Genomic DNA, 13,524 nt, shown 5'->3' with positions numbered 1-13,524 from the left:
CTACTTCTTCCGGCATCACACATTAAAATAGCGAGCATCTGGATGTGCAAAGACAATTGCTGAAACAGACGCTTCTGGCTCCATCATAAAGCCTTCCGTCAAATGCACACCAATATCCTCTGGTTTTAATAAGCCAAATAATTTCTCTTGATCCTCTAGGTTCGGACATGCTGGATAGCCGAATGAGAAGCGCTGTCCTTGATATTTTGCAGCGAAACGATCACGCATTGTAAAATCTGTCGCATCTGGGAAGCCCCACTGGTCGCGAATTTCTTGGTGCATACGTTCCGCGAAACCTTCCGCTAGCTCAAGGGCTGTAGATTGTAATGCATGACTTTCGAGGAATTTCCCTTCCTCTTTTAGCTGACGAGCCTGCGCCATAACTCCTTGTCCTGCTGTTACCACCATTAAGGCAATATAGTCCATTTCACCGCTTTCAACTGTTTTCAGGAAATCTGCAAGACATAAAAACGGTTCAACTTGCTGACGAGGGAATGTAAATCGTTCAATTTCTGTTTTGCTATCTGCTGGGTCATAAACGACTACATCATCCCCATCGGCTTGAGCAGGGAAAAACTGATACACACCCGACGGCTTCAATAGATCACTTTGTAAATATTCGTCGACTAAATCTTTTAACTCTGTTGCCCTTTCATCGCCAGCATCAAGCAACTGCTGTACTTGACCCTTTAAACCTAGGTGATGTCCAAGTAATGTCCGCATATTAACATATGGATATAAATGCGAAACGGCATATTCTCTCTTTACATGGCGTCGCACATCAGCTGGAAGATAGACAGACGCTTCCTTTACTGTGCGTACAGGCTTTATAATTACTTCTTTTGCAGGGCGAGCCGCTCTTTTTTCGTCTGCCTCTAAGCGTTTTTCCCGAGATTCCTTAATTTCAGCTAAGAAATCTGCACGTGTATCTGTCCCCATTAACCGATTTGCCTGCTCTAATCCTTGCATCGCATCCTTTGAATAAATGACAGGTCCATTATATTCGCCGGCAATTTTTGTTTCCGTAAAGCGACGGGATAATGCCGCTCCCCCTACTAAAATAGGTACGTCAATACCCGCTTCCTTGAAATCCTGAGCTGTAATAACCATTTGCTGTGCAGATTTTACAAGTAAGCCTGAAAGCCCGATGAAATCTGGCTTTTCTTTGCGAATTGCTTCTATTAATTGGGCAGGTGTTACTTTAATGCCGAGATCAACAACCTTATAGCCATTATTACTTAAAATAATATCGACAAGGTTTTTCCCAATATCATGCACATCGCCTTTGACAGTAGCAAGTACCATCTTACCCTTGCCAGCACTCTCTTCATCTTTCTCCATGAATTGCTCTAAATGTGCCACCGCTGCCTTCATTACCCCTGCTGATTGTAATACTTCTGCTACGATGAGCTGATTATCGTTAAATAAGCGGCCAACCTCTGCCATTCCATCCATTAATGGTCCATTAATAATAGCAAGTGGTGTTTCGAAAATTTCACGAGCAGCTTCTAAATCTTCAATAAGCCCTTCCTTTGTACCTTCTAAAATATAGTAGGCTAAGCGACCTTCTACTGTTTTCGGAATATCTGCCTCTGTTTTTTCCTTCTTTTTATCACGATAGAAATCCGTGAAGACAGCTAATGTTTCATCATTTGTATTGAAGAGTAAATCATTTGCTAGTTTAATTTCCGCCTCAGGAATGGATGCATAACGTTCTAGCTTCTCCGTATTCACAATTGCATAATCTAAACCAGCCTGTGTACAGTGATATAAATACACAGCGTTTAATACTTCACGACCTACTGGTGGTAATCCGAACGAAATATTACTTACACCAAGCACCGTTAATGTACGTGGCATTTTTTCTTTAATAAGGCGAATTCCTTCCACTGTTTCAAGCGCTGAGCCAATATACTGTTCATCTCCTGTACCTACTGGGAACATTAATGGATCAAAAATAATATCTTCAGGAGCAATGCCCCATTTTTCTGTTAACAATTTATATGAACGTTCAGCAATCTCCAGCTTGCGATGTCGATCAACTGCCATGCCTTGCTCATCAATTGTACCTACAACTAAAGAGGCACCATATTTTTTCACTAACGGTAGAACTGCGTCAAAACGCTCTTCGCCATCCTCTAAGTTAATAGAATTAATGATGGCTTTCCCTTGAGAAAACTTAAGTGCTTCCTCAATTACTTTTTCATCTGTCGAGTCGATCACAAGAGGTACTTTTACTTTTTTTACAACCTCCTGCATAAAACCACGGATATCCGCTAATTCATCGCGGTCAGGATTTGCTAAACAAATATCGATCACATGTGCTCCATTTTTAACCTGAGCACGCGCGATTTCTGCTGCTTCCTCAAACTTCCCATCAATAATTAAATTTTTAAACTTACGAGAGCCGATGACATTTGTCCGTTCTCCAATAAATAATGGACGCATAGAGTCGTCATACACTAATGGCTCTATCCCTGATACTACATGACCATGTGTCGCATCTGGTAATTGGCGAGGCTTTTTGTCCTTTAGCACCTCTCGGATAGCTGCAATATGTGCTGGCGTTGTACCGCAGCAACCTCCGACAATATTTAGCCAGCCCTTTTCCGCAAAGCCTTTTAACTTTTGTGACAATGATTCAGGTGACTCATGATAGCAGCCTTCCTCATCCGGTAAGCCCGCATTCGGGTAACAGCTAATATAGCCTGTTGAAAGCTCTGCTAGTGAACGAATATGATCCGTCATAAACTCTGGTCCAGTCGCACAGTTTAAACCAACTGATAATGGTTTAATATGCTCGATGGAAATGTAAAAAGCATCAATTGTTTGACCAGCCAGTGTCGTTCCCATCGGTTCAATTGTTCCTGATATCATTACAGGTAGCTCTTTTCCAGTTGCCTCAAAAGCACGAGATACTCCCAATGTTCCTGCCTTAACATTCAACATATCTTGACTAGTTTCTAGCAACAGAACGTCCGCTCCGGCTTCGATTAATGCCTTTGCTTGAACATAGAAGTTTTCCTCTAACTCATCAAATGTAATACCACCTGTAACCGATAAGGTTTTTGTAGTTGGTCCCATAGCTCCCGCTACAAAACGTGGCCAATCGGATGTTGAAAACTCATCTACTACTTTGCGAGCAATTTCTACAGCACGTTTATTGATTTCTTCTGCCTTCGCACCAAGATCATATTCATTTAATACAAGTGGTGTACTCCCAAATGTATTGGTACAAATAATATCTGCTCCAGCCTCTAAATATTTTCTATGAACTTTTTCAAGCACATCTGGTCTAGTTAGCACGAGATTTTCATTACAGCCATCGTATTCCTCGCCACCAAAATCCTCTGCCGATAAATTTTCATTTTGTAGCATTGTACCCATTGCGCCATCAAGAATTAATATTCGTTTCTCTAGTTGCTCTTCAATCAAGTGCTTAGCCATTTATACTTACCCCTTTTTTCTGTTCATCCAATTGCTCAATAAATTTCATTAATTCTAGCGTCATATCATAGCGTAAAAATGGTGTGATGAGGTAAATTCCATTGAAATATTCCGCTGCTACTTCTACTAATTCCTTGGCAATTGCAATTCCTTCTAGTGTTGCGCGTTCCTTATCATCGCCACAAGCCTTCATACGTGCTAACGCATCTTCAGATAGTTTGATGCCTGGCACTTCATGATGTAAGAACTCCGCACTTTTATAGCTCGTTACTGGCATAATGCCTATATAAATTGGTGTTTCTAAATGCTTTGTCGCCTCGTAAATTTCCACGATTTTTTCCTTTGTGTAAACAGGCTGTGAAATAAAATAATCTGCCCCATGTTCAATTTTCTTTTCTAATCGAGAGACAGCTCTATCTAGTACACGTACATTGGGATTAAACGCAGCCGCTACAGAGAAATTTGCCTTTTTACGAAGTGGTTTCCCTGAGAACGATACACCTTCATTTAACTGTTTTATTAATTGGATTAGCTCCATAGAAGATACGTCGTAAACGCTAGTTGCTCCTGGGAAATCGCCTACCTTTGTCGGATCTCCAGTAACTGCTAAAATATCATGAATCCCTAGTGCATTTAATCCCATTAAATGTGATTGAAGACCAATTAAATTACGATCTCGGCATGTTATATGTGTCAACGGGCGTACCCCGTGTGTTTCTTTCAGCAAGGCTCCCATTGCGACATTACTAATCCTTGGAGAAGCGAGTGAATTATCTGCCATCATGACTACATCCGCGCCCGCTTCATATATTTTTTTTGCTCCTTCAATAAAGCCTTCAATTTCTAAATGTCTTGGTGTATCTAACTCTACAATAACTGAGCGTTCACGTTTTACTTTTTCATGTAATGGCTCATAATTTGCTGGCTCTGCCTCACGGACAATCTCTACTTTTTCTGGCTTTGCATACTTTTCCTCAACCGGGGATAGCTCCTCTAAGTACTTTTTCGCTGCAGCAATATGCTTTGGTGTCGTACCACAACAGCCACCAATTAAACGTACCCCCTGATCACGAAGCTCTACAGCTGCTCGACCAAAATAATCTGCCTCCGACTCATAAACGACACGCCCATCCTCCAAATCAAGAAGAGAGGCGTTCGGATACGCTGACATAAATGCCTTCTCAGGAAGCTCTACACCTTCAAATGCTTGTATAGTATGGTGAGGGCCTAAGCGGCAGTTAACACCTACGATATCAGCACCTAACGATTCAAGTTTATGTAAGGCGTTATTTAAGCTCATTCCATTTTGCAAAATTCCGGGTTCGTGCATAGAAACTTGAGCAATAATCGGTAATTTCGTTTTAGCTCGTAGCATTGTTAAAGTCGCTGCTAGCTCTTCAAAATCATAATAAGTTTCAAGTAAAAGACCATCTGGATTTCCTGCCAGTAAAACAGTTGCCTGCTCATCAACGGTTGCTAAAATTTCCTCTAACGTTGCGTCACTTTTACGAATGCCACGGATCCCCCCAATAGTACCTAAAACAAATTGTCCACCATCTGCCGCTGCTCGTTTTGCAATTGTTATAGCGGCTTCATTAAATTGCTGTACACGAGATTCCAATCCATAGCGGGCTAATTTTATGGCATTAGCCCCGTAAGTATTCGTCTGAATAATATCAGCACCAGCTGCAATATATTCTCTATGAATCTTTTCAATTAATTCAGGTCTCTGTACATTCATTTCCTCATGACAGTACTCCAAGCCATAGCCGTATAAAACCGTACCAATTGCACCATCTGCTGTAAGAACATGCGTTTTTAACCTTTCAAGCAATCCCATAAAACTAACCTCTCTTCCTTTTTCTATCAATTATGCCTCGCAATAATTGCGTCCGGAATCGGCTTTGTGCTTAGGCCTGCACGAGGGCCACGATGTCGGTCATTTCGGTAATGCCACAGGACGTGGCATTTTTACCGATGCAGGTCAGTTAGCCGTTATCACATGGATGCGATGATTTTTAGGCTAACATCCTCTAAGAACTCCTTTCCGATTCCGTGACATACGCCGGAGGCTTTAACTTCTTTCAGCTGAAAGAAGTTAAAATAAAAAAGCCTTCTTTCATAAAAAAAGAAGGCTTTTACGTTTCGTAATTGTTTTCCTTCTCATCTTCGACACACGGTCTTCTGGATTTAGCACCTGACAATAAGTTGGTTGCTGAAGCTTCATAGGGCCAGTCCCTCTGCTTCTCTTGATAAGAATTTAGTATGAATTTTTTAAATAATTAAAAGAATCATATCGTTTACGAACGATAGAGTCAAGACTATTTCACTGAACGAAGGATAATTTTTACGAAATTTATAATATTTTGATTTATATCAAACAATTACGATAGCTTTTCTACAAGCTCCTGACCAATTTTTTTACCATTTTGAATACATGCACCTATGCCTACTCCAAAATAAGAGCATCCCGCTATTGATAAATTTGGATAGTTTTTCTCGAGCTCTCGTAAGAGACCTTGCAACGCTTCACGATGTGCCAAGTCGTACTTCGGCATCTGGTCGATCCATTTTGTTACGTCAACAACAGTTGGTTTTTCCTCAATCCCCAAGCTTTTTCTTACATCCTCTAGAGCAACAGCTGCTAACTCTTCATCTGTCATCATACGCAATCTCTCATACTCAGGGTTAATGCTCTTATAAAAAAGTCGCACCAGTAATTTCCCTTCTGCTGAGGTGTGTTTCCACTTGCGACTTGTCCACGTTGCTGCATTACATATAACATCCGAATTATGTGACACAATATAGCCTGTTCCATCTGCTGGTAATCTATTATCGGGTACATCAAATCCTAAATAAATCGTAATGGCGGATGCAGTATTAAATTGTTCAAAATAACAGTTCAAAGATTCATCCTGCAATAAGCTTTGTACCGCTTCATTTGGCAGTGCCAATACAACATGATTCGCTTCAATCATTTTACCGTTTGCTAACGTAACAGCGTATAGATTCTCCTGCTTTTTAACACTAGTAGTGGCAATCCCTTTTATAATTTCTACATCCGTTAACGTTTCTTCAAGTCGATCAATTAGTGAAGATAAACCATTTTTAAATGAAATAAATTTTTTATTGGCGGCTTTCACAAATTGTTCCCTGTTTGCATCGAAGCCTTTAATAATACTACCGTAATCGTTTTTGTAATCGATTAAGTACGGTAAAGTAGAAGCAATTGAAAGTTGATTTAAATCTCCAGAATATACACCTGCAAGTACAGGCGCTATTTGGTTTTGAACAAGCTCCTCGCCTAAATAATACGTTAAAAATTCCCCAATCGAGCTTTCCTTTGTAAATCTTTCATTTGGCATTGTTAAATCCTTTAATGCTTCTTTTTTACCTTCCTCTGATACAAGCGTGCTTTCCTCAAGAGATTGTAAGCTCATAGGAATTCCGAATGTTGAGTCTGCTGGGATGGCATGTAGCTCATTATTTGTGTAAATATATGAAATACCTGTTTCGTTATACACAAGATTTTGTTCGAAATTTAGTTCCTCTACTAACTCCATGACACCTTTATGACGCGCTACAATAGAATCCGCTCCTGTTTCCATGATGAACCCTTGTTCATATGCAGAGTGAAGCTTGCCACCAAGGTATGTATTTTTTTCAACAAGTACAAGTTTTATATCTAAGTTTTTATCCTGAACTTGGCGTTGTAAATAATGCATCGTACACAATCCAGTAATTCCGCCACCTAATACAACAACTGTTTTCATATTATTAACCGCCCCTATTTTTAGTTCTCTATTTAGTATAAACTTTTTTAATCGAAAATTACGTTAAACCCTTTACAAATTTAGCAAAAATGGAGCTATCCAACGCATTGGATAGCTCCATTTTTTTACATTCGTATAGCATATATTCGCTAGAGGCTTTTATCTACTTAACGGAAATTATATATTAACAGTTGATATAGTGTTATTTGAACCTTAAGTGTGTAGTGCTTAAAAAAAAGGAAACAACAATTTTCTTCGCCTTTTGCTTATCTATAAATTAATTTAAATTTTGTGCAAAGCTAGCTAGTTTTCCAGCTGAATTTTTCACTTCGTTAAAGGCAATACCTAATTCACTTAGTACTTCTGCTATTGCTTGTACTTCTTTTTCCATCCGACCATTTTGATCTTTAGCCTCGGTCATAGCTTCTAATATATTAGTAAATTGTCCTTCCGTTTGAACCATATTTTCCTCACCAGAGGCTACCTCTTCTTGAATATTACTAAGAGAAAGAACAAGTTTATCTGTTCGCTCATTCGTTTTATGTAGTAACGTCGCTACCGATGTGACAGATTCCTTTGTTTGAATCGATAGTTTTCGTACTTCATCTGCAACAACACTAAAGCCTTTACCCGCTTCTCCAGCACGAGCCGCTTCTATTGCCGCATTTAAAGCCAACAAGTTCGTTTGATTAGCAATATTTGTTACAACATTCATAATCGATTCCATTTCCTTTGACATATCTGTCAACTGTGCAATATTTTCTGCTATATCATCAAGTGAGTATATAATATTACTCATATTTTGCGATTGACTCTTTAACCGTTCACGACCTTCTAATGCCTGACTCTCAGCCATAGTCGACACTTGAAGTGATTTTTTCGCTAGTTGTTTAATCTCAACTGATTGTCCACTTAAGCGATGAAATGAATTGTTCGTTTCCTGAGATATTGTGGCAAGACCTTCCGAAGACTCTACGATTTCTTGCTCTATCGCTTCTTTTCTACGTTCCATTTTTTCATGAAGTTGCTCAATTGTGTGCTCAAACGCCTCTAAAACCAACTGTTGCTCAAAATTGGAAATTTTCGAGATAGCTCGAATTGTATTAAGCTGATCCATTGGATGATTAATATGTTCTTCAACCAGGTCAATAAATGATGCTGTTAAATCTTGAAAGGCGCAAATATACCATTGTGTTTTAAGCCCGATATGGACATGCACTTTAGCAATTTTAATTCGTCTTTGATAAAATTCATCATCAATCGTACCATTAAACATTTCAATAATATGACGTCGTAATGTAATTTTCAGCTTCTCCACGGAACTATGTCTATTAATAATATCTACTAAACTACGTTCAGTTCCAATCATTTCATAAAATCGATTAACAATATTATCAATATCGCCTTCTACAAAAGGTTGAAAGGCTTTTAAATATTGTAAATCCCGCTTTGTCAATTTAAGTAAATCAATTTGCTTTTTTATTGAATGGCAATTCGCTAAATCCATTTTTACAATGTATTGCTCTAAATCTAACGCAGTTGTCTTTCTCTGTTTTTGAAAAATCACACATTTACCCTCTTTCATGCCGTGTACTTTTGAAAAAGCTGAGAAAAATCTAATTCCGTCCACCAAAAATATAGATTAGGAAGGTTCATCCCAAACTTTTGGTGATAAGCCATCAGGATGTTAGTTAACCATTATTATCCATTCAGGTTACTTATAATGCTGATTTCTGTTACGGGCTACAATCAGCTAAAAATGGTTACCATATTACTAGCTATTGCTACTAACTACTCTTTCAAAATCACTCATATACATTATACATTTTATAAATAGCTGTCAATTTTTGAATATACATTTTTTCCCTAAAATTGTATAAAAAGTCCCTGTTATCTTACTTATGATCTAAAACAGTAAAAAAGCTACCACAATACTTTTAGGTAGCCAATTTACATCGTCTCTGTTTTTTTATGCTTATTTTTTCCTTGTTTTAGTTTGCAGTAATTACCGCTTATTATATTAATATTTTTACAATCAGTTCTTCGTAGTAATATACACCTGTACAACATACTAAAACAAAAACTTAAGACCTATATATAAATTGTTAATAATCGAATCCAAACACCTAGTACTTTTTAATAAAAAATACTTAAATCCCTTTCAATTCTTGTAGTAAAATTGCAGCCTCTTCACTTCCTGCATCTGCTGCAAGTCCATACCACTTTATAGCCTCTTTAATATTTCTAGCTATTCCTTCTCCTTTATTGTATATATGCCCTAATTGTAATTTAGCTTCCGAATCTCCTTGAAGAGCAGCCTGTTTAAACCAATGAATACCCTTTTCAATATTTCGTATACCTGTTAAGCCTTGGCTCCAAATATAGCCCAAATCATAAAAGGTATCGACATGATATTGCTCTGCAGCTTTTTCATACCAATATAATCCACGGTTCACATCTTTAGGTTGACCTAACCGTCCCTCTAAATAGACTCCTCCAAGCCTGTATTGAGCTTCGACATAGCCTGCTTCAGCAGATCTTCTATAGTAGCTACGTGCTTGTTCCTCATTTTTGTCGATTCCTAATCCTTGCTCGTAAATAATTCCGAGGGTAAACATAGCCTCTGCCACACCTTGTTGTGCAGCGAAGTCGAACCACTTCTTCGCAAGTACCAAATTTTCTGGTACTCCCTCACCGTTAAAATACATATCTGCTAAATTATTTGCAGCATCTGGATGCCCTTGCTTTGCTGCAGCCTCATACAGTAAAAAAGCTCTATTATAGTTTTCTTGAACACCTAGACCTTCAAAATAAAAATTACCAAGTGCATATTGTGCATCGGCATTTCCTTGAGATGCGGCTAACTCAAACCACTTTACTGACTTTTCTGGTTGGAAATATTCGCCGTCAATTGCACTATAATATTCTCCAAGCTGAAATTGTGCATCGGCATCCTGTTCCTCGATGGCATCTTTGTATAAGTCAATGATTACTTCATGATCTAGATCTTCTTCGTCAAACGCCGCAACTTGTTCATTTTGGTGAATAAAATACCATTCCAATATATCAAGTACATCATCAACAACTTCATTACAATTGGATAACCTCTCCAGTGAAGAAATTTGCCAAATAAAAATATAAATAGGGAGTGGAATTGCATCACGCAGTAAATCATCATATTCAGCTAAAAGCGTTAGCACATTCTCCTGTACTGACTTTGTCTGTTCTGGATGTATAATTTGTAAGTGTCGTTGTTGTTTCTTTTTCAACAGTCCTTGCACAACTTGATATAGTATTTTGTGCAAGGTCGCTAATTGCACTTGTTCGACAGTTATTACATTAATGTTTTGCGCAAACCATGTATCTTGTGTTTGCGTGAGCTTTTGTAGGGATACAATTCGCTCTTTATTTTGTTTTGCTAAAATTTGCCCATACATTCATTTCCCCCCTTGCACTCTATCTTGCCACTATTATATGGAAGACAGTTCTAAATTGGTTACACATATGCTCTTAAGATTAATCCAATGAACAATGTAATGAACAAAAAGACAGTAACATGAATCCATTTATACATTTCTAATAATCCGATAAATTCACGAGTAAATGCATTAGGCACATAATAAAAGGCAGTCTTCGAACCAACGCCTTGTGCATCAAGCTTCGCCTTTTTGGCATAAATACTTGCACGAAAAACATGAAAATTATTCGTTACGAATATGGATCGATACTTCTTTCCTTGAGCATGCTTATCCATAATTTTTTTAGAGAATGCCATATTTTGTTCAGTATTTGTCGATTGATCTTCCATTAAGACTTTTTGGGCTGGTATTTGATGTTCGTCAACTATATATTTTTTCATGGCATATGCTTCTGATACTTTTTCATCATGCCCCTGTCCACCTGAGACTATAATGTAAGGTCGTTCTCCATATTTTCGAAATCGCTTTACTGCCTCGTCTAAACGGCTAGCTAAAAGTGGTGGCACCTTATCTCCAATTAGTCCTGACCCTAGCACAATAATATAGTTAGGCTCATAAAGAATCGGCGTAAAATGATAAAGAGTGGCATAGGCCATTATGCTTGTGTATAAAAACATTGTATAGCCAAAAACCAAAAACGCATAGAAGAAAAGAATATGCCAAATTTCATGGTCAATATTCGTAAAAATCACAAATACATACCAAATCATCATGATAAAAAAACTCAAGCCAAAAACAGCTAACAATAGATTACGAACTTTACGGCCTTCTTTTTCAAGTAAAACTTTACTATTAAAAAACGTAGCTATCGATAAAATAAACATCATACTCGGGAAGCTTCCTAGTATTATGACTATACCCATCTTCGACACAATCCCCTGCTCATTTGGGAGAAATACAGGATGACTAATTATTGTGCTTAAAATAAACAACCCTAAAAGGCCAAGAATTACTGCATTAAGAAAACGTCTTTTTTCCGTTATATAAAACAGTAAAAAAATTAAAATTAATAGTGCTAATGTTGAAATCATCGTCTCTCTCCTTGCTTTTTATATACCCTTTTTAAGGCTTATCATCATAACGGGGGATTGATTCCGTTATGAAAGGGGAGCGGCGCCCAACCTCTACTACAATCATCGATATAAGGCATACTTATAAGTCAGGCATGTCCAATATTTAGTGATGAGTACTGACACTTCTTGTTCAAATTTATTGATATATCTAAATTGATGGAAGCGTTTATTTTGTTTTTCAAGATGGTTCATGTAAAATTAGTTTATGACAAAACTAAAAATTATATTGGAGGAATACAAGTAATGAAAAAAATTCTTGCTGCTATTTTTGCAGCGACACTTATGTTTGCGTCTGTTGGTGCAACATTATTCATCTCAGATACACCAACTGCAGAAGCTAAATCCTATAAGTCAGGTAAAAAAGGTTTCTCTAACAATAACAATAACTCAAATTTCCAAAAATCTCAGGATAAAACTAAAGACCAAAATAATGCAACAACAAATAAAAACAATACAAACAAAACAGATTCAACAGCTAAGAAAGGTGGCTTCTTCTCCGGTGGCCTTATGAAAGGCTTAATGCTTGGTGGCTTAGCTGGTTTATTATTCGGAGGTCTTTTCAGTGGTATGGGTATGCTTGGTAATATTTTAGGCTTATTAATAAACGTTGCAGCTATCATGGTTATCGTAATGGTAGTTGTAAAAATTGTTAATATGTTTAAAGATAAAAAACGTAAAGAGGAAGCACAATGGCACAAATAATTAATGAGCAAGATGTTATTAATGCAATTTGCTTATCACAGGCCTACTATAAAAACATTCGCCCTGAGGATGTATTTGTAGAACTAACATACGATGATGACACAGGCTTTGGTGCAGAAGTTGAAGTTAATGGTCAAATCGAGATGTTCAATACAGCCGCAATGATTGGCGCATTACGTGTATGGATTAAAGACGTCCTACATGGTGATCCATTTTCAACAGGCATCGAACTAGTCTTAGACGCTGAGGAAGGCATTATTGCTAAACTATCGTAAATAAGTAAAGAATAGCAGATCAATAAATCTTTGAGATTTATTGATCTGCTTTATTAATTACCAAGACTTTTTTTGCTAGTTCTTTCTTTTCTTCCTCAATCGAAAAATCGACTATTGATCGGCCGAGCATTATTAGCGTAATAAACATAACGCCTGTACCAATAAATCAATTATGCCTCGGCATAATTGCGTCCGGAATCCGCTTTGTGCTTAGGCCTGCACGAGGGCCGACACGATGTCGGTCATTTCGGTAATGCCACAGGACGTGGCGTTTTTACCGATGCAGGTCAGTTAGCCGTTATCGCATGGATGCGATGGTTTAGGTTAACATCCCCTAAGAACTCCTTTCCGATTTCCGTGACATCCGCCGGAGGCTTTGGGCCAACAAATGTTTTTTGCGCGAAAGCGAAGCGGCAGCAGCAGATGTTTTTTGTGCGAAAGCGTAGTGCTAACGCAGCGGCAGCAACGTGTTTTTGTCTGTGCGAAAGCGAAGCGACAGCATCACAACATGATGTTGGTCACTCAGTCGTTGCCACAGGACGTGGCGTTCTTAGACTGAGTTCCTCTATTTCAGCGGTGTTTGTACACCAACTGAAAAGTAACTTAAACCCGCATTCTTCTCACCAATTATAGAGGTGGGAGACTTGCTGAAAGAAGTTAAATAAATCATCGTAAATACCTTTGAAAAATCACTAGTAGGATACAGTCCCGTCTCAACACCTGTTGGAATTAAACTCACTACTGCAAAATACATGGCATCAAGCCAATGACAGCA

9 protein-coding genes and 1 riboswitch are annotated in these 13,524 nt (G+C 38.1%); of the genes, 3 read left to right on the top strand and 6 right to left on the bottom strand.

Features of this window, described 5'->3' with window-relative positions; all coding sequences use genetic code 11:
* Window positions 1-15 precede the first annotated feature (15 nt).
* The 6 genes from metH to AC1DCY_RS14885 form a co-directional block, all read right to left on the bottom strand.
* Window positions 16-3,447: a methionine synthase gene (metH, locus tag AC1DCY_RS14910; RefSeq protein ID WP_477351320.1), complete on the bottom strand. Its 3,432-nt coding sequence runs from the start codon at window positions 3,445-3,447 to the stop codon at window positions 16-18.
* Window positions 3,440-5,287 carry a bifunctional homocysteine S-methyltransferase/methylenetetrahydrofolate reductase gene (locus tag AC1DCY_RS14905; protein ID WP_477351318.1) on the bottom strand — a complete coding sequence of 616 codons (1,848 nt, stop codon included), beginning with the start codon at window positions 5,285-5,287 and terminating at the stop codon, window positions 3,440-3,442. Before AC1DCY_RS14905 ends, metH begins: the two co-directional genes overlap by 8 nt.
* A 320-nt stretch (window positions 5,288-5,607) precedes the next feature.
* A riboswitch (SAM riboswitch) is annotated at window positions 5,608-5,706 on the bottom strand.
* Between the two features lie 125 nt (window positions 5,707-5,831).
* Window positions 5,832-7,220, bottom strand: coding sequence for a protoporphyrinogen oxidase (locus AC1DCY_RS14900; protein WP_477351316.1), 1,389 nt, complete (start codon window positions 7,218-7,220; stop codon window positions 5,832-5,834).
* 277 nt (window positions 7,221-7,497) lie between these two features.
* Window positions 7,498-8,787 (bottom strand): protoglobin domain-containing protein, encoded by a 1,290-nt coding sequence (locus tag AC1DCY_RS14895; protein WP_477351314.1) that lies wholly within the window; start codon window positions 8,785-8,787, stop codon window positions 7,498-7,500.
* 583 nt (window positions 8,788-9,370) lie between these two features.
* Entirely contained in the window at window positions 9,371-10,657 is a 1,287-nt protein-coding gene (locus AC1DCY_RS14890; RefSeq protein WP_477351312.1) for an SEL1-like repeat protein, read from the bottom strand.
* 59 nt (window positions 10,658-10,716) lie between these two features.
* On the bottom strand, window positions 10,717-11,730 hold the full coding sequence (locus AC1DCY_RS14885) for a YdcF family protein (RefSeq protein ID WP_477351310.1): 1,014 nt from the start codon (window positions 11,728-11,730) through the stop codon (window positions 10,717-10,719).
* A 285-nt stretch (window positions 11,731-12,015) separates the two neighbouring features.
* On the opposite strand from AC1DCY_RS14885, the gene AC1DCY_RS14880 reads away from it, so the two are divergent.
* From AC1DCY_RS14880 to AC1DCY_RS14870, 3 genes are all read left to right on the top strand, one after another.
* Window positions 12,016-12,474 carry a hypothetical protein gene (locus AC1DCY_RS14880; RefSeq protein ID WP_477351308.1) on the top strand — a complete coding sequence of 153 codons (459 nt, stop codon included), beginning with the start codon at window positions 12,016-12,018 and terminating at the stop codon, window positions 12,472-12,474.
* Complete coding sequence (locus AC1DCY_RS14875; RefSeq protein ID WP_477351306.1) at window positions 12,462-12,749, top strand: DUF2653 family protein; 288 nt, start codon at window positions 12,462-12,464, stop codon at window positions 12,747-12,749. Before AC1DCY_RS14880 ends, AC1DCY_RS14875 begins: the two co-directional genes overlap by 13 nt.
* A gap of 204 nt (window positions 12,750-12,953) precedes the next feature.
* Window positions 12,954-13,382 (top strand): hypothetical protein, encoded by a 429-nt coding sequence (locus tag AC1DCY_RS14870; RefSeq protein WP_477351304.1) that lies wholly within the window; start codon window positions 12,954-12,956, stop codon window positions 13,380-13,382.
* Window positions 13,383-13,524: the final 142 nt, after the last annotated feature.

The organism is Lysinibacillus sp. 10T31 (assembly GCF_056394365.1).
This window is presented reverse-complemented; position numbering and strand designations above follow the sequence as displayed.